Source organism: Paenibacillus sp. UNC451MF (assembly GCF_000686845.1).
Lineage (GTDB): Bacteria > Bacillota > Bacilli > Paenibacillales > NBRC-103111 > Paenibacillus_S.
The window spans coordinates 96,007-115,223 of sequence record NZ_JMLS01000002.1 but is presented as its reverse complement, the minus strand read 5'-3'; the positions used below and the strand labels follow the sequence as shown (position 1 = coordinate 115,223).

Annotated in this window: 23 protein-coding genes; 10 read left to right on the top strand and 13 right to left on the bottom strand. The window is 45.9% G+C overall.

Annotated elements, in window-relative coordinates; all coding sequences use genetic code 11:
• Window positions 1–62: 62 nt before the first annotated feature.
• Window positions 63–296, bottom strand: coding sequence for a hypothetical protein (locus BP97_RS0103670; RefSeq protein WP_028547890.1), 234 nt, complete (start codon window positions 294–296; stop codon window positions 63–65).
• Between the two features lie 209 nt (window positions 297–505).
• Here BP97_RS0103670 and BP97_RS0103665 point away from each other — a divergent pair, with 209 nt between their 5' ends.
• On the top strand, window positions 506–1,213 hold the full coding sequence (locus tag BP97_RS0103665) for a class I SAM-dependent methyltransferase (protein WP_028547889.1): 708 nt from the start codon (window positions 506–508) through the stop codon (window positions 1,211–1,213).
• Between the two features lie 107 nt (window positions 1,214–1,320).
• Window positions 1,321–1,518 (top strand): cold shock domain-containing protein, encoded by a 198-nt coding sequence (locus tag BP97_RS0103660; RefSeq protein ID WP_028547888.1) that lies wholly within the window; start codon window positions 1,321–1,323, stop codon window positions 1,516–1,518.
• Between the two features lie 264 nt (window positions 1,519–1,782).
• On the opposite strand, the gene BP97_RS0103655 is transcribed toward BP97_RS0103660, so the two are convergent.
• The 6 genes from BP97_RS0103655 to BP97_RS0103625 form a co-directional block, all read right to left on the bottom strand.
• Complete coding sequence (locus BP97_RS0103655; protein WP_028547887.1) at window positions 1,783–2,430, bottom strand: nitroreductase family protein; 648 nt, start codon at window positions 2,428–2,430, stop codon at window positions 1,783–1,785.
• A 109-nt stretch (window positions 2,431–2,539) separates the two neighbouring features.
• Window positions 2,540–3,640: an efflux RND transporter periplasmic adaptor subunit gene (locus BP97_RS0103650; RefSeq protein ID WP_028547886.1), complete on the bottom strand. Its 1,101-nt coding sequence runs from the start codon at window positions 3,638–3,640 to the stop codon at window positions 2,540–2,542.
• A 12-nt stretch (window positions 3,641–3,652) separates the two neighbouring features.
• Window positions 3,653–5,056: an ABC transporter permease gene (locus BP97_RS0103645; protein ID WP_028547885.1), complete on the bottom strand. Its 1,404-nt coding sequence runs from the start codon at window positions 5,054–5,056 to the stop codon at window positions 3,653–3,655.
• On the bottom strand, window positions 5,053–5,745 hold the full coding sequence (locus tag BP97_RS0103640; protein WP_028547884.1) for an ABC transporter ATP-binding protein: 693 nt from the start codon (window positions 5,743–5,745) through the stop codon (window positions 5,053–5,055). Before BP97_RS0103640 ends, BP97_RS0103645 begins: the two co-directional genes overlap by 4 nt.
• Before the next feature lie 439 nt (window positions 5,746–6,184).
• Window positions 6,185–7,354 carry an MFS transporter gene (locus BP97_RS0103630; RefSeq protein WP_231506203.1) on the bottom strand — a complete coding sequence of 390 codons (1,170 nt, stop codon included), beginning with the start codon at window positions 7,352–7,354 and terminating at the stop codon, window positions 6,185–6,187.
• 18 nt (window positions 7,355–7,372) lie between these two features.
• A complete protein-coding gene (locus BP97_RS0103625) occupies window positions 7,373–8,707 on the bottom strand; it encodes a polysaccharide biosynthesis protein (protein ID WP_028547882.1) in 1,335 nt (444 codons plus the stop codon).
• A 169-nt stretch (window positions 8,708–8,876) separates the two neighbouring features.
• Here BP97_RS0103625 and BP97_RS0103620 point away from each other — a divergent pair, with 169 nt between their 5' ends.
• The 4 genes from BP97_RS0103620 (at window position 8,877) to pfkA (ending at window position 12,014) form a co-directional block, all read left to right on the top strand.
• Window positions 8,877–9,194: a hypothetical protein gene (locus BP97_RS0103620; RefSeq protein ID WP_028547881.1), complete on the top strand. Its 318-nt coding sequence runs from the start codon at window positions 8,877–8,879 to the stop codon at window positions 9,192–9,194.
• 146 nt (window positions 9,195–9,340) lie between these two features.
• Window positions 9,341–9,937, top strand: coding sequence for a hypothetical protein (locus tag BP97_RS35150; protein ID WP_036745462.1), 597 nt, complete (start codon window positions 9,341–9,343; stop codon window positions 9,935–9,937).
• A gap of 43 nt (window positions 9,938–9,980) precedes the next feature.
• Window positions 9,981–11,006, top strand: a complete 1,026-nt coding sequence (locus BP97_RS0103610; RefSeq protein ID WP_051620388.1) for a tetraprenyl-beta-curcumene synthase family protein — start codon at window positions 9,981–9,983, stop codon at window positions 11,004–11,006.
• A 42-nt stretch (window positions 11,007–11,048) separates the two neighbouring features.
• On the top strand, window positions 11,049–12,014 hold the full coding sequence (pfkA, locus tag BP97_RS0103605) for a 6-phosphofructokinase (protein WP_028547879.1): 966 nt from the start codon (window positions 11,049–11,051) through the stop codon (window positions 12,012–12,014).
• A gap of 74 nt (window positions 12,015–12,088) precedes the next feature.
• Here the strand turns inward: pfkA and BP97_RS0103600 are convergent, their stop codons facing one another.
• Window positions 12,089–12,520, bottom strand: a complete 432-nt coding sequence (locus BP97_RS0103600) for a peroxiredoxin (RefSeq protein WP_028547878.1) — start codon at window positions 12,518–12,520, stop codon at window positions 12,089–12,091.
• Between the two features lie 120 nt (window positions 12,521–12,640).
• On the opposite strand from BP97_RS0103600, the gene BP97_RS0103595 reads away from it, so the two are divergent.
• The 3 genes from BP97_RS0103595 to BP97_RS0103585 all read left to right on the top strand — a co-directional run bounded on the left by BP97_RS0103595 (window position 12,641) and on the right by BP97_RS0103585 (window position 14,172).
• Window positions 12,641–12,850, top strand: coding sequence for a DUF3906 family protein (locus tag BP97_RS0103595; protein ID WP_028547877.1), 210 nt, complete (start codon window positions 12,641–12,643; stop codon window positions 12,848–12,850).
• Window positions 12,851–12,942: 92 nt separating this feature from the next.
• Window positions 12,943–13,476, top strand: coding sequence for an NADPH-dependent FMN reductase (locus BP97_RS0103590; RefSeq protein ID WP_028547876.1), 534 nt, complete (start codon window positions 12,943–12,945; stop codon window positions 13,474–13,476).
• A gap of 24 nt (window positions 13,477–13,500) precedes the next feature.
• Window positions 13,501–14,172, top strand: coding sequence for a uracil-DNA glycosylase (locus BP97_RS0103585; protein WP_036745460.1), 672 nt, complete (start codon window positions 13,501–13,503; stop codon window positions 14,170–14,172).
• A gap of 68 nt (window positions 14,173–14,240) precedes the next feature.
• Here the strand turns inward: BP97_RS0103585 and BP97_RS0103580 are convergent, their stop codons facing one another.
• Entirely contained in the window at window positions 14,241–15,422 is a 1,182-nt protein-coding gene (locus BP97_RS0103580; protein ID WP_028547874.1) for a putative glycoside hydrolase, read from the bottom strand.
• Between the two features lie 133 nt (window positions 15,423–15,555).
• On the opposite strand from BP97_RS0103580, the gene BP97_RS0103575 reads away from it, so the two are divergent.
• Entirely contained in the window at window positions 15,556–16,725 is a 1,170-nt protein-coding gene (locus BP97_RS0103575; protein ID WP_028547873.1) for an MFS transporter, read from the top strand.
• An 8-nt stretch (window positions 16,726–16,733) separates the two neighbouring features.
• Here the strand turns inward: BP97_RS0103575 and tatA are convergent, their stop codons facing one another.
• The 4 genes from tatA to BP97_RS0103555 all read right to left on the bottom strand — a co-directional run bounded on the left by tatA (window position 16,734) and on the right by BP97_RS0103555 (window position 19,174).
• On the bottom strand, window positions 16,734–16,976 hold the full coding sequence (gene tatA / locus BP97_RS0103570; RefSeq protein WP_028547872.1) for a twin-arginine translocase TatA/TatE family subunit: 243 nt from the start codon (window positions 16,974–16,976) through the stop codon (window positions 16,734–16,736).
• A gap of 119 nt (window positions 16,977–17,095) precedes the next feature.
• Window positions 17,096–17,290 (bottom strand): hypothetical protein, encoded by a 195-nt coding sequence (locus tag BP97_RS0103565; RefSeq protein WP_028547871.1) that lies wholly within the window; start codon window positions 17,288–17,290, stop codon window positions 17,096–17,098.
• Window positions 17,291–17,445: 155 nt separating this feature from the next.
• A complete protein-coding gene (locus tag BP97_RS0103560) occupies window positions 17,446–18,270 on the bottom strand; it encodes a YitT family protein (RefSeq protein WP_028547870.1) in 825 nt (274 codons plus the stop codon).
• Between the two features lie 139 nt (window positions 18,271–18,409).
• Entirely contained in the window at window positions 18,410–19,174 is a 765-nt protein-coding gene (locus tag BP97_RS0103555; protein ID WP_028547869.1) for a DUF4247 domain-containing protein, read from the bottom strand.
• Window positions 19,175–19,217 lie beyond the last annotated feature (43 nt).

The following is a 19,217-nucleotide window of genomic DNA, read 5'->3' as shown; positions in this document are numbered from 1 at the left end:
ATTAAGTTTATTATATGAGGTGGACAAGCCTGAAGTCAAGCCCTCTTATCAGGAAAAATAAGCTATACTTCTTTAAAGGCTTGCATGATGGCAGTCCATTCTTCCTCAGTGCCTCCAAACTTTTCCTTCGAAAAGCGGTCTTCTGCCCAATGCATCATAGCGGGTCGGCTAAGAAAGGTATGGCACTCTTCACCCCATTGGTCGGATATTTCACGTAAAATTAACGTTTTACCGTGAACCTCAACCGTTAGCATATTCCATTTGTCGCGTTTATAAATTAAATGTTTTTTAATCATCCGTCTAGCTCCATTTCTTCAACAAGATATCGGCTGAATCATACCTCAACGGGGGGAGGAAATCAAGCTTGGGTTTTGTAAAATAGCCATAAAATAGGCGTTGCCATAAAATGGCTGAACGTGATAAAATCCCAATAAGCTTAGCGTAGGCAAGCTTACGGTGGATCCACTGTGATGAGAGAAGCGGAGAATAGAATAGGAGAGATGAGATGAGTATGAGTAAACGCCATTATGAGCAGGTTGGCGTCGCAATGACGTGCAGATCTTTTGCCGAGTATGAACGTATGTTTGCCTTGGAACCATCTATACTACAGGAAGGTCGGATATTGGATGTAGCTTCGGGCGCGTCGTCTTTCGTCGCGGAAGCGAATGCTAGAGGCTATTCGGCGCAAGCGGCAGATCCGCTATATTCGATGGACGCGGCGTCCATACAAGAGCATGGAGAGCGGGAGATCGAAGTATCGACCCAAAAGCTAAATGGAATTAAAGAGGTATATGACTGGAGCTATTACGGGGATTTGGAACGTCATCGTGGATTAAGAGAACAGTCGATTCAGCGGTTCGTTGAAGACTTCAAACGTTCTGAAGGAACGGATATCTACAGGGCCGCGAGGTTGCCTGAGCTGCCTTTTGAGAGTGATACGTTTTCTTTAGTGTTGTGCAGTCATTTTTTGTTCTTGTATCAAGAGCAGTTTGACGAGGAGTTCCATCTGAGAGCCATTCGTGAGCTGCTTCGCGTGTGCCGTAAAGGTGGCAGAGTGTTGATTTATCCACTGTTTTCCTTACGCTGGGATCGTTATCCGAACCTGGATTCCTTATTGACGGCTTTGGAATCAGATGGAGTTATGGCAGAAATGGGTACATCGGAGCTAGTCTTTATACCTGGGTCGAAGGAATTTCTAAGTCTAAAAAAATAGCTCTACATAAGGCTTGATTCTTTTTTGTAGGTTGATTTATAATAATTGTGATGGTATAATTAACGTATTCGCCCTTAGATGGCGATACTTCTAGGAGGTTGTTTTCATTGAAAGGTACAGTTAAATGGTTTAACGCAGAAAAAGGCTACGGATTTATCCAAGTTGAAGGTGGCGACGATGTATTCGTTCACTTCTCCGCAATCCAAGGCGACGGTTTCAAAACTCTTGAAGAAGGCCAATCCGTTGAGTTCGAAATCACTCAAGGAAACCGTGGTCCTCAAGCAGCTAACGTCATTAAGCTATAAGATCTAAAAACGACGGCGTGAGACACGAATAAACCCATCTGTTGCAGATGGATCTACATCTTGGTATTGCGTCGGTTTTTCTTATATATTAGTGTCATAGCATCCATAAGGAAAAGCGTCTCTTGAAAATTTCGGTTTTTGAGAGAATGCTTTTTTTTATTGCAGCCTTGATGCAGGATGCGGAGACCATAAGTATGGGTTTACCAAAAAATCCCGTCCCTTTAAAGGGGGACGGGATTTTTTATAGTTCTCTCTATCAAATAATTAGTTCACGATGCGCAATATATCGTCTACTTCTTTGCGAGGAAGCTTGCCTGGGCGTTCTGACGGATATCCTAAGGCAATGACCATATTAATCTGGCAGTGGGATGGGATATCAAGATATTCTCTCAACTGCTCTGAAGCTAGCAGCACAGGGCCAGTCATTGGGCAAGTAGCCATTCCACGAGCATGAGCGGCTAGCATCAGGTTCTGGGCAGCCAGACAGCTGCTCTTGATGCCTTCTTCTTCCCAGACAGACTCGGGAACCAACTGTACAGGTTCAAAGATGCGGTCTCTAAATTTGGACGTGTAAGGAGTCGCCAAACATACGATCAGGACAGGCGCATCGGAAAAAGCGGTAGCGTAAGGTCCGAATGATTTTACAAGCAAGCGTCCTTCTTTACTCAGTCCGCGTTGTTCGGCTTCGGCCGCTTTTTTATGAAGCTGGTCCCATGTGAGCTGCTCGATGTGCTTGATTTTTTCGCGGTTGACTATGGCGATGAATTCCCATGTTTGGGAATTGGTATCGCTTGGGGCGTAACGGGCGCAATCGATAAGTTCTTTTATATCTTCAATAGCTACTTCTTGATCTGTGTATTTGCGAACGCTTCTTCGTTCGTGGAGGATCGTTTTAAAATCATCATAATGCATGGTTATTCCATCCCTTCAAGCTCGCCTAAGCATGGTTTGTGACTTGGTACTATGAGCTACCGTTCAATTATATCGGGTTTGTTGAGGAATGACAACCTGTTACAGCGTATTATTGAATGACAACCGTATCCCCTTCGTTTAGTCCGCTAACAATCTCTGTTTTCTCCGGAGTTTCCAGGCCGAGCTTGACCTCGCGCTTCTCCACGGCTTGACCGTTTTGCAGCATCACGTAATATTGATCTTTATCCCGTTGGATGGCCAGAGTGGAGACGACAAGAGCGTTGGGCTTCATGTCCGTTACAATCGTTGCTGTCAGGCTAAGGTCCGCGATAAGCTGCTCATTAGGCTCTAGGGAGATGACGACTTCAAACTGGGCAGCCGTCGTGTTGACTGTATCGCTGCTGGAGCCGCTGCTTTTGGCGAATTTGGAGATATTATCTATTTTCCCCTGCAGCTTCGTATTTTTGAGTGCATCCACGCGAACTTCTACTGGCATACCAACCTTCAAATGAAACAAATCATATTCACCGATATAGCAAAGAAGCTGCAGCTTGGTAAGATCGACGATTTTTCCGATTCGTTCATTTTCTTTAACGGATTGGGGCTGCTTCGTGCTGTCGAACAGAAAAATGCCGGTTTCTGGAGCAGTGAACTGAGCGGATTTGCGCTTGTCCGTTTTTTGGGATAACTGTGATTGCATATGTTGAAGATTTAAACGGTTGATCTCTTCCGTAACTTCCTTGCTCTTGGATTCGGCATAACGCTGCTTAGCATCTTTCTCCGATAAGCCCTCAGCGCTTGATGTGGTTTGCTCACTGGGCAGATCCTTTTGAAATTGCGCAAGCTGTAGCTCAAGCTCTTGCTTCTTCATATTCGCTTGAAGGGTCGCAATTTCGTCATTTAGGGTAGTGTCATCGAGTTGAAACATCACATCGCCTTTGTTGATCTGGGCACCGTCGCTGACTGACCATGTTTTGACGTCGGCCGTAAACGGAGCGTTGACATAGGTTTCTTTTTGATAAGAGGTTTTGCCCTTTACCTCAACCGAGTTGGTCAAATCCTCACGGGAAACTTTGAAGCTAAGCGCTGATAAAGCAGCGTTGGTTGTTGGCTGCCGAGGCGGCGATTTATGACTTTGAATGTATAAAGTTCCTGAAATGCCTATGACGAGAATGCCGGCGATGGCCGAAATCCATGTTTTCTTTTTCATTGTATGACTCCCCTAGTCTCGTTTGATTGCGGTTAACGCGTCGGTTCGCGATGCTTTGACGGCAGGATAAATTCCTGACAGGACACCGGTCAGTACCGCGAAGAATAGCCCTACTGGCAGTATCCAGCCACTGATGAACAGTATCTCCTGCTCGGCTCCGGGACGAGGTGGAGAAAAACGCTGGACAGCGATATTGATTCCCCAGATGACCCAATAGGACAATAAAATGCCGCAAGCCCCTCCGAGCACCCCAAGTAAGGCGGATTCCACCATAAACATATTGCGAATTTGCCTGAGGTTCGCACCGAGCACCTTCATAATCCCGATTTGACGTCTTCGCTGGTAGGTGGACATCGTCATGGCGACGATAATGGAGATGGAAGCAACGAAGAGGATGAAGAGGCCGACTCCGCCGAACACTAGACGTAAAATGACTAATTCGCCTTGCATCTGTTCTTCTCGATGGATGTTGGTTTCAGCCGACAGCTTCAGCTTCTTGATTAACTCCTCCAGCTCTTTTACGTGGGAGCTGTTATCGACCTTCATTTTTACTTCATTAAATTCGGGCTCGACCTTTATCGCACTGTTCCCGCTGCCGCCGGATTTTTTATTATCGTTTGCATTGGCAGCGTTCATGGCATCGCGAAGCTTTTTGCCCATAGCAGGGGAGATGAAGGCCGTCTTCATATTCATGACCGCATCGTCGGGAACTCCTTCCGGCTTTTTCAAGATGCCGACGACACGAAGCGGGAAACTCAGATTGGAGATTTCAATACCGTCGGAACGAAAAATTTGCGGCTTTAATACAATCTGTTTTTGGTAAATCGGATACGAAATGAGCATTTGCCTTCGCCAATTATCGGATGCTTCACGACTGTCGAGTTGATTTTGCAGCATTTGGCTTCTGGAACGCGATATTTGGGCATCGAACAATCCCATTGTAGCGCCGTAGCTTAAGATAATCGTATTATCGAGATCGGCTGCGCCACCTTGTTGGAGCTCGTACCCAAAGGCTTCTAGCGTATCAAGCTCGGTCGCGTACAGGTTGTTAATGTAGCCCTTCTTGCTGTCCACTTCAAATTGAAATTGATTGAACGTTTGATAAGTGGCGATTGCCTTAACGTTCGGCAGCGTACGCAAAATATCGATCTTCGCTTTGTTAAGCTCGTAAGGTTTGTTGGCATTCGTGTCTGCCGAGTCGGCGTTGGGTGCTTGACCGCTGCGGACCGTTATTTCATCCGATTTCATATAGTAGCTCATTTGAGCACGGCTGTAATGATTAATGGATTCTCCGAAGGAAAGAGCCACAATGATGGATGCTGAGCCGATTGCAATGCCCATAGCACACAGAGCGGTTACGACCATTCTTCTCCGAAGCTGCTCCCATCCGAGCCGTAAATAATCGAATGTTTTCATTGGCTATCACCAGCCCATAAATTGTCTTCAACCAAGTAACCATCTCTTAGTTGGATAACTCGACGGGTTCGTCGGGCTACTTCAAGCTCATGGGTAACAATGACAAAGGTAATCTGTAAAGTATGGTTGAGCTCGATCAGCAGGTCGATGATTTCTTTCTCCGTCTTCGTGTCCAGATTGCCTGTAGGCTCATCGGCGAACACGATAGCAGGCTCGGTAACCAATGAACGTGCGATACTGACACGCTGCTGTTGACCCCCTGACAGCTGGGATGGGAACATTTCGGTTTTCTCGCCAAGTCCGACCTTAGTCAATAAAGCCATCGCTTTTTCTTTGCGGATTTTGGCCTTCGCGCCTTGGAAAACAAGGGGAAGCTCCACATTCTCCCGTACGGTCAAGTGCGGTATCAATTCATAGGATTGAAATATAAATCCGATGTGGGTTCTACGGAATTCCGCCAGCTGGTTTTCGGACATTCGATCAATCGCGTGACCGCTGATCAGAATGCTTCCTTGGGTCGGCTTCATTAAGCCTGCCATTAAATTCAACAGCGTAGATTTGCCTGACCCGGAGCTGCCCAGCAATGCAACAATTTCTCCTTTGGCAACGGAAAAATCGATGTCATGCAGAACCGGCGTTTCTTCGTTTCCATTGCGGAAACGGTGTGATAGATGTTCAACTGCAAGCACATAACCCCTCCGTCAATTCATGGTTCACAAGCATCTTTGCGGGCATAAAAAAGCCCTGATTGCAGGTCATGCAGCAGGGCTTAGCTTTACTCACACGATGCCTTCACTATATAGACGTTGTGATTGGACATTTTCTTGCACATTTTGCAAAAAAATGTGAGTAAATATGAATGTTTTTTGAAAATAGGGGAAAAGAAGATGATTATTCATCTTCTGAGTTTTGTCGAGAAACTTGTTTCTTCGAGAAAATTTGCTATATGGGTAGGTGGGGTATCCCCTGGAAGAGCGAAGCGGCCGCCTTTGTTCTTGGGAAATCCCCTCCGTAAAGCGAATAAAATGAAAATTTCCCAAGAACAATAGCGGCTGGAGTGGCATACCCCACCGGAGTATACTAGCAATATTTCAAGTTTTATGGGTTTCTCTCATCAATCAGAGAAGATTACTCATCTTCTCTGTACACATAATGAAGGATCAAGAACCCGATAACGCCGACTAAGGAAAGCAGCGCCCCTATCCCATACATCCAGTGGGGACCCCAGTCGCGGAACAGCCAGCCTCCGAGCGTACCGCTGATCAGTCCGGCTAATCCCGACCAGCAGACGGCAAATATCGCTTGCCCAGTCGAACGGAATTCATCAGGAACATTTCGTTGGATATAACGAATGACGGTGAAGAAGAAAATACCGAAGGAAATGCTGTGCATCGCTTGGATCGCGATAACCCAGAGCGGGTTATCGACTTGGCTCATCAACAGGAATCGTACGGCGTACACGATTCCGCACACTGCAAGTAACGGAAGCTCTTTGTACCGATGTCCGTATTTACTGAGCAGGAAGAAGATCGGTATTTCACTTGTTGCCGATACCATCCAAGACCATCCGACAATGGATTGATCCGCCCCAAGCTGCTTCAAGAACAAAGCCAAGAACCCGTCATTAAATCGGTGCGCAACCGAGACGATAGTAATCGTCAGCAAAAAAAGCAAGAGCCTTCTGGAGGCTACGATCTGCACCAGGCCGGCGAATTCAAGCTTTTTACGGGAATGGCTTCGGGCATCCGTCAGCATTAGGGAGAGCAGAAAGGAAATGCTGATCGTGCTGAGACTGAGTACCGCAGTCAAGCTGGAGCCCTGCTGCTTTAGCAGCATACCGAACACAAGAGAGGCTACGGCAAAGCCGATGGAGCCCCATATACGAAAGGAGGCGTAGCTTTTATTCGTACCGCTGATGCTTAGGAGCGTCAAGCTGTCGTTCAATGAACTGGTAGGAGACTGGAAAAAGAAAAAGATGGCCATGAAGAACATCAGCAGACCGAAATGTCCTGTGTGAAACACTATAAACGCCATAATCAATTGACCTGCAAGGATGCAGATCAATATTTTTTTGACGGTCCGAAGCTTGTCACTGACGATGCCCCAAAATAAATTGGAAACGATCCCGATCATCGGTCCGATGGAGTACAAGAGACCGATTTGGATTGTTGAATAGCCAATCGATTGGAAGTACAAAGGAAAATAAGAAACAATAATAGCCATTGTCATATAGAATGAAAACGTAAATCCGCGCTGAACTCCGAAATTCGTTTTATTCAACTGAATGCTGCTGTCCACTTGATCACTCACTCGATTCTATGTTTTTAATGTCATCTGAAACGGCGGCTTATCATTACTCTTAAGGACTTGCCGCAGGACAAACCATACAACGGCCGCTTCGGCGGCTAGCCCTAGTGATTGAGCTAATGCTCCGACCATCCCGTTCCAGCCTGGGGTCATCACGATGGTCAGCACAAGGGAGAGGAGTGTGACGGACACATTCGCTGCCTGCGACCAGACCATGACCTTCGTTTCACCGCGCAGCATGATCATCCCGTTGGCAAAGTCCAGCCAAGGAAACACAAGCGTCGTAATCATGAACACTCGAAGCGTATCGAGGCTCGCGTGCATTAGCCGTTCGTTGACACCCATCACATTTTCCATAAACCATGGTCCGATTGGGGTATAAGATAAGAGCGCAATGAGAATGCTCGGAATAAAGGCAAGCGTTAGAGTAAACCGCATGACGGATTTAGCATCTTTACGATAAAAGTTCAAAACAATTTGATGAATATAGGAGAAAAAGCTTTGCACCAGATTCGTCAGGCTGCTCGCGATCGCAAACGATGCGACGGCAAGCTGAAAATCCATCGTTTTTCCTAAAAATGCATTTACAGAAGGACCTACTATAACGGCGATGACAGAAGAGTAGAGCAGCGGTCTGTAAAACTGAAATATTTGCTTCGGCTTCTCGATAGGATGATCCGGTTTTTTCTCCGGTATTTGTCTCAGCAGCGATCTGCCTTCCCAAATGCTTACTGCAGCCTCGACGATCATTCCTGTAAGAAATAGAATGGCTCCTACACGTCCGCTGTCCACTTGGTTCGTATGAATGAAGTAAAGCGAGAGCAGGTACATAGCCACAAGACGAATGACCATCCCGATCGTCAGCCATTTCGTGCGCATGTTGAAAATGATAATGCCATGGTATAAGCATCTCAGACCTGAAAAAATGCTGACGAACATGAGAATCTGGTACACTTCTATCATTGGCTGTACCATGGATGGTTCGGCTCCGAAAAAATGCAAAAACACCCATTTACCGATCGGGGTGTAGCAAATCAGGGCGCCTAGAAGCATGATACAGGCTAATATGTACCAGCTGATGACGGACATAGCTCTGAACGATATCCGGTCGCGGACCAAAGCAGAGCAGGTTTGTCTCATCAAGACAGCGGGCTTTTCGGTAAGACCTAATATACTAAGCGGCAAGGCGTAGCTGGCAATAATGACTTCAGGCTGTGCTGAGCGAGCAAGCGTACTGTTGATGATAACGTGTGAAATGGTAACCAAGCTTGCTGAAATGCCGAGCGGAATGAAAAAAGCCAGAAGCTGTCGGAACGTTACTCTCTGTTCTTGGATGTTGTTCATAAAAGGGGCTCCTACAAGTAGTTTAACGTGAACAAAGCACGCTAAACAGTATAGCATACATTTATTGCAATAAGGGCGGAAAATTTCTGCAACTACTGGCAGAAGGCTGCGGCTTCATGGTACAGTAATGAAGATAAAAACGAACGCAGACAAGAAAGGCGGAACTTCCATGACATGGACTTTTGTACAAGACGAACGTCTTGGTATCCCGCTTCCGGAACTGGAGAAAGAATGGGAAGAATATACGGAGGAAGAGAGAGCCGAGATCCTGCTTCGCTGGGAAGAAATTCGCGGAACGATACCTGACCATGTAAAACGTCTGGAGCGCATCATTATCCGTAAACAAAACCAGTTGGATGTTGAAGATAACTTTAAAATATCCTGCGAGCTGAACAGTGAGATTGCTGAGTTGGCGGGGACAATTAACGAGCTGCACCTGTGGTTTAGGGTCAATCAGGATATTACGGCTTCAGCGGCTCACCATTAATCCTTACATGATGTATAAAAAGTAGCACTTTTCAAATTTATTTATATAAAACCTTAAAATCATCCAGTGAATTTTGGTGGGCATTGTCGAATCTTTGTAATATAATAAAGGTTATGAGTTTGATAGGAAAAGAGGTGAAAAGCACCTTGGCATGGACGGAAGCGGTAAGCAGAGTATGGAATATATTGAAGGATCATAAGCCATCGCTATATCCTATGGAGGAATGGGATGAGCTGCATGATATTCGCGTAAGCAAACTGTCGACAGATGGAGTGGAATCAAGCAGTTTTCCCTATGCTTTGGCGGTTAAAGCGGGACTGTATTTATTAAATGAGAGTCTCGATAAATCCCATTCGTTGTCTCAGGAGATTCATAATTCCACGGGCAGCTACTGGCACGGAATTATGCACAGGATGGAAGGGGACTACAGTAACGCAAAGTATTGGTTTCGACAAGCAGGGCTTCATCCTGTCCAAGCTTCGATGCTTGCAGCTGCACTAGAGGCATATAAGAACTTTGATTTGGACTCGATAGAGAGCCCGACGTTAAAGAACAAGCTTGAAGCTTTGGTATCCGGGGCTTCCTGGGATGCTTATTTGTTCGCTGATATTGTGGAGCAGCAAGTCACTGTCGTTCAAGACGATTTGGCTGAAGAGCTGCTGACCGAACTGCAGTGGATTGAAATCAAGCTATTAATTCAGTATTCGTATCAACAGAGCGGGGGGAACTCGCTTGAGCTTTGAGTTCCGTCATATTTCTCGAGTCCCTAACAATTCCTTGCATCTCATGCTGCGTGTATATCGTTATGTATTGCCGGAGGTACGTGAGCAGCTGAATTATTGGCGCGAGATTGCAGAACGCATTCCAGATGAGGAACTGCAAAAACAAGCCATTGCCAGCATGACCAGCAAGCAGTTTCATTGTCAAGGCGGGGCTGTCTATGCCGTCGCCAATTTGCCGATGCGTCACGTACTAATTCCGCTCATTGTGGCCCTTCAGACCATCAGCGATTACTTGGATAATTTGTGCGACAGGAGCACTTCCATGGATCCCGATGATTTCCGCATGCTGCATCAAGCGATGCTTGATGCAGTGGATCCGGCCGAGCCTTTACATGACTACTATGCATACCGCGTGGAGAAGGAAGACGGAGACTATTTAAATCAATTGGTCAAAACCTGTCAAGCCAGCATTCGGATGCTGCCCTCCTATTCGCTTGTCGCGAAGCAAGTCAGCCATCTGGTGGGCTTATATTGTGATTTGCAGGTGTACAAGCATATTCGCCATGAATTAAGGGAAGAAGCGCTTCAGACCTGGTGGAGCAAGCACGAATCGCAATATCCAACCATAAGCTGGAATGAGTTCGCCGCTGCAACAGGATCTACGCTCGGGATGTTCATGCTGTTTTTAGCTGCTTCAGACCCAGAGCTTGATACGGATACAGTAAATATCATTCATGCCGCTTATTTCCCGTATATTTGCGGCTTGCATATTTTGCTTGATTATTTAATTGACCAAGAAGAGGACGAACTTGGCGGCGATTTAAACTTTTGCAGCTATTATGAGAATATGGATCAAACGATCGAGCGGATTGCTTTGATCGTCATTGAGGCACGGAACAAAGCCAATCGACTGGACCATCCGGCTTTTCACCGTATGATTATTGAAGGCTTGTTAGCTCTCTATTTATCCGATCCAAAGGTTAAGGAGCAAAAGCAGGTCAAACAAATTTCACGAGAATTGATGAAGGGAAGCCCGCTGACCCGACTCTTTTTCTTTATAAACAGCGTTTGGATTCGCAAAACATCTTAATGGCTAAGCACAGAAAGTGCATCAGTTTGGGAGGAACCGTACATGTCTATTAAAAAAATAGCCGTCTTGACGAGCGGCGGAGATTCGCAAGGTATGAATGCAGCAGTACGCGCGGTAGTGCGCAGCGGATTGTTTCACGGACTTGAGGTGTATGCGGTACAACGCGGCTACGCCGGCTTGATCAATGACGATATTCGTGAGATGGATTTGCGGAGTGTAGGCGATATTATTCAACGTGGAGGAACGATCCTGCAAACGGCTCGCTGTAAGGAGTTCACCACTCCGGAAGGGCAGCAGTTGGGTGCTGAGAATCTACGGAGAAGAGGCATCGATGGGCTCGTCGTTATTGGTGGCGACGGTTCTTATCAAGGGGCTAACAAGCTGAGCAAGCTGGGTATTAAAACGATGGGCTTGCCTGGAACAATCGATAACGATATTCCTTTTACGGACTTCACCATTGGATTCGATACGGCGGTAAGCATTGTTGTCGATGCCATCAACAAGCTGCGTGATACAATGAGCTCGCATGAGCGTTCCTCCGTTGTTGAGGTTATGGGCAGACATTGCGGAGATATCGCCTTGTACGCAGGACTGGCAAGCGGTGCGGAAACGATTCTTGTTCCTGAAGTTCCTTACGATCTGGATGAAATGGCTCAGCGGATGAAGGTTAACTTCGGACAAGGTAAACGTCACAGTATTATTGTCGTTGCCGAAGGTGTTGGCAAAGGCGAAGACATCGCCAATGAAATTATGAAACGTAACGGCATCGAGCCTCGCGTAACGGTATTGGGTCATATTCAGCGTGGAGGTGCTCCTACGCATAACGACCGTATTTTAGGTGGGAAGCTGGGCGATTTTGCCGTGCGCAAGCTGATCGAAGGCGATTCCGGCAAATCCTGCGGTGTAATCAAAGGTGAGCTGGTAGCAACGGATATTGATCTCGTAGTCAATACGAAAAAAGAGTTTAACATGGACCTGTATGAGCTGACGAAGCGCTTGTCCCAATAAGCTTTATGGCAAGTATAAAACCCGGTTGAAGCATCCTTTGAAGGAGGCTCAAGCGGGTTTTTGTCGCTGCATAATCAGGTGGAGAGAGCAGCCAGGATTTCTTTTGTTGGACGGTTTCCTTTTTTGGCGTAAACAATGGTACCAGCTTGATTAATAACATAAACAATGCGCTGCTGACCGAGAAATAAAAAATTCCCGACATCGTACAGATCTTTTATGCGTTCATCTTGATCGGATATAAGCGGGAAGTCGTAAGCAAATTTCTGTGAAAATCGTTGATGCTCCGCTACTGTCCCTGGATTGATTCCTAGTACAAGGGCATTAAACTGAGCGTATTGAGACTTGGAATCTCGAACAGCGCACAGCTGCTTCGTGCATATCGGCGTTTCGTCCTTAGGATAGAAGATGAGAACAATCGGCTGCTTTCCTAACGAATCGCTTAGTCGGACAGGTCCGAGGGTGCTCTCTGCCTCAAAAGCAGGAGCGGGTAGGCCTATAGAAAGCATGGAGTTCAGCTCCTTTTATGAATTAGCTAGTTCCATTGTAACGAAAAGCAGAAAACACATGCAAGCTGGGACTGATTCTGATACCATAAAGAGCATGACTTAATACTAGGAGGAACACCTGTGTATTTGTACAAGCTGGAAGTCGAGTTGAAGGATCAGACGGTTTACATTACGACGCTTGCGGAGAATGACGCTCAAGCCTTCGATTATTTGGAAGAACAGCTGGTGCGTCATTTTGTAAGCACACCAGAGGTTGTGGAAGCAAGCATTATTGAGAAGAAACGTGCTGTGAAAGGCGCTGGCTATGTAATAGAAACGAAGCAACAGTAAGAAGTGACATCGAAATAGTCATATTCCTCTTATTGACTAATAATACATATTATACTAAAATGTATGTAAAGTGATAAAAAGGAGCTAACCATATGAAAATAACGATTTTAGCAGGAAGTAATCGCAAGCATTCTACAAGCACTCAATTATGCCGATATATTCAAACTGTTCTGGAAGGTCATGACTGCACTGTATCTTTGATTGATTTGAATGAGTTAACTGTTCCTTTCTTCAGCCCGGACATAGAGTCTGACGATGCCAATTTGCATTATATGAAGAAACAACTGAAGGAAGCGGACGGTATTGTGCTCGCGACACCGGAATATCACGGAGCGCCAAGCGGCGTATTGAAAAATGCGCTGGATCATGTCGGCTTCGATCATTTTGACGGCAAAGTAGTGTTGTCGGTCAGCTCTACAGGTGGTGCGGTTGGCGTCAGTTCCTTGCAGCAGCTGCAAACGATCGTACGCAACGTACATGGCATTAACTGCCCGGAATGGATCTCCATCGGGGGAGAGCAGAGGCTATTCAGCCCTGAAGGGGAACCGGCTAACTTGAAGACCAAGGAACGGGTTCACCGCACGCTGCAGTATTTTGTCCATATGGTGAGCACGTTTCGCAAGTAAGGATGAGTTGGAGTGAAATTAGGTATGATTTTGAACAATGATTGGGGAGACCTGCTTGCTCCTGAATTCGAGCAGCCTTATTACAAGGAGCTTCGCCAGTTTTTGAAGGAAGAGTACAGTTCGCGAACTATCTACCCTGATATGTATGATATTTTCAATGCGCTGCATTTGACCCCATATGCTTCCGTAAAAGTGGTCATCTTAGGCCAGGACCCCTACCATGGGGCAGGCCAGGCGCATGGATTAAGCTTTTCCGTTAAACCGGGAGTGCCTGCACCTCCGTCGCTGCAAAATATGTTCAAAGAGCTTCACGATGACCTGGGCTGTACCATACCGAATAACGGATATCTGGTACGTTGGGCAGAGCAGGGCGTTCTGCTGATGAACACGGTGATGACCGTACGCGAGGCAACGCCTAATTCCCATAAAGGAATGGGCTGGGAAAAATTCACGGACCGTGTGATTTATCATCTGAATCAAAGAGAACAGCCGATTGTGTTCATTTTATGGGGCAGCCACGCCCAGCAGAAAATGCAGCTCATAACGAACCGTCACCATCTGGTGCTGCGTTCAGTGCATCCGAGCCCATTATCGTCGTATCGTGGATTTTTCGGCAGCAAGCCTTATTCAAGGACGAACGAGTTTCTTAAGAGCATCGGTTCCACTGAAATCGATTGGCAAATTCCGAACTTATAACCATAACCTTCATAAGATGCAAAAAAGACCTCTTTGGAATTTATTTCCAATGAGGTCTTTTTGTGAGGTTACTTGTATTCTACGTTTGCCGTATACGTATTGACTGCGTTCCAAAGTAAAAATTCATCAACGCCGTTATCCTTAAGCGCCCTGATTTGCTCTTCAATCTCATGTTTGCCGTATTTGATGTAGCCTTGTACCCAAGAGGCAGTGAAATCTTGAATCCATGGACGGACGATAGGCTGAATATTACTGATGGGTTCCAGCTTTTTTTGCGTATCTTTTATCGCACCGTTGATCGTTACATAAGGCTCAGCATCTGGAATTTTGGCGCCAAACCAGCCGGTGCTGTAATGGCTTGGATAAATCATCGGGCAAATGACATCTACATTTTCCGATATTTTTTCGAAATCCTGTCCGATTCCTTCTGCGGCTGGAACCGAAGCTGCGTAACCGAAGATGTCTACCGATACTCGGACACCTAGAGGTGACATTTGTTCGCGGGCATATTTCACAAATTCGGCTACTGCATCAATTCTGGAACGCTCGTCTTTGTCATACTTTAGTGTATCCGCCCGTTTCTCGAAGCCTTCCGGGAAGCGAACGTAGTCAAACTGGATCTCTTTAAAACCAGCTTTAGCGGCTTCTTTTGCTATTGCGATGTTATAATCCCACACTTCTTTTTTATAAGGATTAACAAAACTGTCAGGGTTCGCTTTTCCATTCCCCCAAAGCGTACCATCCGGATTGACGAAAGAAAGCTCCGGGTGTTTTTTGGCTAATACGGTATCTTTAAAAACGACAATTCGCGCAATCGGATAAACCTGATGCTCCTGGAGCGTGCTTATAAGCTTCGGCATATCGGTAATAATTTTTTGAGTCGTTTCCATCGCTGCAAGCTCAGCGTTTCCTGTATCGTAAGTTATGTAGCCCCAGTCGTCCTTTATATCGATGACCATAGAATTGAGCTCGGTTTCGTCCATTAGCTTCATCAATGTATTCATTCTCGATCCGCCTGCACTATGAGCGGTAACGTAAACGCCTTTTACTTTGGGAGCGTCCTTTTGAGGGTCTTGCTTGTCTAGGGGTCTCAGGTAGTTGCCGTTTGTGCTGTTTGAGCCAGACACTTGCTGAACGACGGCATTTTTCGAATCAAGCGATGCTTGTACAAGCTGGTCAAAGCTTACATCGGGATGATCGGTTTGAACCTGGCCCATCACCATTAATAGCGATGCTAATAATAATTCCATGTTAGTCGATCTCTCCTTGCCAGAATGATATGTTTAATTATAATAAAAGAGTCGGTAGGTTGATAGAGAACTTTGGCGCATTTTGTAGAATTTCTGTGTGTTTATTTATATTACCCAAAAGAGGACCGGTGCTATGAAAAAACAAATATGGACCTTGCGAGGACTTAATTTCTCTTATTACGCGACGACAGCAGTTCTCATGCCTTTTCTTCCCATTTATTTTGGTCTTAAAGGGTACTCTTCCTCACAGATCGGCTTGTTAATGATGTTTGGTCCATTTGTAGCTATATTTGCTCAGCCTTTATGGGGGTATTTAAGTGATCGCTACAATACATCGAAGCTGATTATATGCGTTCTCTGGCTGCTGACTGTAATTTCTAGCGTAGGTATTTTTTATACGAGCGGTTATGTATGGGCTTTTGTCTTTATGCTTCTCATTTATTTCTTTATGCTGTCCTCCGTTCCGCTCCTGGATAGTCTTACGATCAAGGCTACACTGCTGGAGGGGCTTGCTTATGGGTCTGTTCGGATGTGGGGATCCATGGGATATACTCTTATCGCCATGACAGCCGGCATTGTGCTTACCGCTATGGGAGGGGTACAGCATATCCCTGGCTTGTATTGGTCCATATGGATTCTGCCTTTTGTACTTTTATTGTTTCTTAAGGACGATAAAGGCGGCGGTCAGCGGATATCGTTCAGCGCTTTTACAAGCGTATTGAATAATCGTTTATTCTTGTGGTTTTTGTTTCTCGTGTTTATATTGATGGTGCCTCATCGGATGAACGACGGGCTTTTTGTCTTGTATTTAAAGGATCTGGGGGCGACCGATTCGATGGCAGGCTGGGCATGGGCGCTAGCTGCACTTAGTGAGGTTCCGACCTTTGCATTGTTCAGTAGGGTGATGCACCGATTTCATGAACTCGCTCTATTAGGAATTGTTGCTGTACTGTACACGATTCGTTGGCTGTTGTATGCATGGATTACGGACCCGACTGTATTGATTTGGCTCCAGATGACCCACTCCGTGACGTTCGCCGTCTTCTGGATCGTCGCTGTTCAGTATGCGGTTCGTCTTGTGCCTGAATCGATGCGTTCTACAGGGCAAGCGATGCTGTCTGCCGTTTTTCTTGGAATGGCTGGAATTACGGGGGGATTTGTAGGAGGTTATATTAAGGATGAATGGGGAGGGCATGCCATGTACAGCTTTGGAGCTGTGATGACAGCGGTTGCTTCCGTTCTTATACTGGGGACTCATGCTTACCTTAGGCAAAAAAAAACATCCAGCCTTGATGGCGGATGAGTGTGGGGCTATTTATTCGTATTGTGCTGTACGTTGTCATGTGATTGTGTTTCAGCAGCAGATACCAATTCTTTCTTCTGAGCAGGCGGATCATCGTTAGATCCTGCGTTTCCGTTACCTGTTGTAGCATCTTTAAACTCACGGAACATTTTACCGAAACCGCGTCCAAGCTCAGGCAATTTATTCGGTCCGAACAGCAGCAAAGCGACGAGAGCAATTAATATGATGTGCCAAGGTGATAGGGCGCCCATGCGATCAACCTCCGTTTTATAGTCTTGAATCTATCATACCATTAATTAAGGTAATTATAAGTATAAATTATTACGAAAACATAAATTTTTTTTGGATTTAGTCCAAAATAAAGACGCCCTCAATGGAGCAAGGCGTCTTTTTGATGTTCGGAAATGCTGTATTGAATGATTTCCATTGCATCCTCCGCTTCCAACGCTTCAAGCCCGTTACGCAGCACAATCTCAAAATCGAGTTCGGACCGCTTCAGAAAAGGATACAACTCGGGAGTCAATCTCATCACAATCGTCGATAACTTTACTGTTTCCACAAGCATCACCCTTTCTCATCATCTGTTGGAGAAGATCAGGCAAAAACTTACGAGAGCAGAACCGGTAAAGCATGAGGGGATTATGAAATTACTGACCTCATTATAACATATTTTATGATTAAAAGTATGGGATATGTTTCTAATATTTTCTTTAAATGGGCTTATCCGCGCCTAAATTGACCCAAAATCGAGATGGTCTCCACAACATTCACGAAGGCATCCGGAGCCGTTGTACGGATCAGTTGTTGCAATTCGACAAGCTCATAACGCGTTGTCACCGTCATTAGCATATGCTGTGTATGTTTAGTATAGGCTCCTTCGGTACTGAGTACCGTTACCCCTCGTTGTATTTTCATTAATTGCTCCAGCAGTGCATCCTTATTACGGGTCACAATGAACACCGTAATCTTCAAATGCCTGGTATGGATCGTATCAATGATTTTGCCGGATATGAATATGGAGAGCATAGAGTACAGAGCCAAGTCCCAGTTTTCTTTGAGATACCCAAGAGCGATAATGACGACTCCATTCAAGACAAAAAGGGAGGTTCCAAGCGGAAAATCCCGTTTCTGCGTAATAATCGATCCAATAATGTCAAATCCGCCGGTGGAGCCACCTACGCGCATACATATGCCGGCGCCGATGCCTACGAGGACACCGCCGGTTACGGCTGCCAGAATCTCATCTTGTGCGATGGCGTGCTTAGGAATGATATCCATGAACCAGGATGTGACGATGACGGAAATAACGCTCAGAATGATGAACTTGCGTCCTATCTTCATTAAACCCCATATGACAACGGGAAGGTTGCTTATAAAGTAGAGCAGCGCAATATTCCAACCGGTCAAATAGCCGACGATCATCGAGATTCCGGAAATACCGCCGCTTAGCAGCTGATGTGGGATGAGAAACAAGTTAAAGCTGATCGAGACGAGTGCAGAGCCGATAATAATAACAATGATTGAGCGGGTCCATTGGTAAAGCATGTGAGGGTTCCTCCATAATGTCATTGTTGATCTATATACAGTATGGGCTGGAACTCTGATTTCAATCATTTGTTGGTAAGGTTGGAGGGAGGCAAAAGAAAAGCCCTGAACAACGATTCCGTTGCAGGGCTTTGGTATTCTATTTTCTTTTGAAGGAACCCGAGCGGGTGCTTGTGCTTGGTGAAGACTTGGAGCTCGAGCTTGGCGCTTTGTAGGTAGGAGTTGAACCGTCGTTCTTACGGATGCTGCTGCTTGAGCTGCTGCTTCCAGATTTAGAACTCGAGCTATTGCTGCCTGTGGTGCCCGAAGAATTTGGCGTCGTTGCCTTCGAACCGGTGCTGAAGCTTCCTTTTCGCTCGGTCGTTGACGGCGTTGTATCGCTGCTGCCTGATTTTGGAGTGGATGAATTAGGAGCAGCCTGATATTTTCCGTAATCCTCATATCGTTTGCTTGAAGTGTACCCTCGATAGTCGCTGCTGCCCCGGTTACTGTTGAGCCATCCTCCACCGAATAACGATTGCAGCAATGAAGCAGCTACGTAACCCTGTAAAAAGGATGAGTCATAGTTTTGCTTTGCATATTCTATAGAATCTAACTCTACGAGCGAATTGCTTGCATTATCAGGATCCTTTTGAACGTTCACAATCTTGTTATCGTAAACAAGGAACATCTGATCCGCAGATTCCTTGCTCGTTTCCTTCGGTTTTTCCTGACTGGCAAGTTCCTTTGCAACAGTAGGAACATCTTTGCCTTCGACGGAATAGATTTTGGCTGTATTTTTACCCTGACCCTGCACATCAATTAAGGAATAATTGTCTTTAATATAATTGCCGGCGTTACCGCATGCTGTGAGCAGGGCAAAAACCAATAGGATCGCAAGCCACTGCACCGAACGCTTTTTCATAGCAGAATCACCTCCATACAAGAATGCAACCGCACAGCGGATG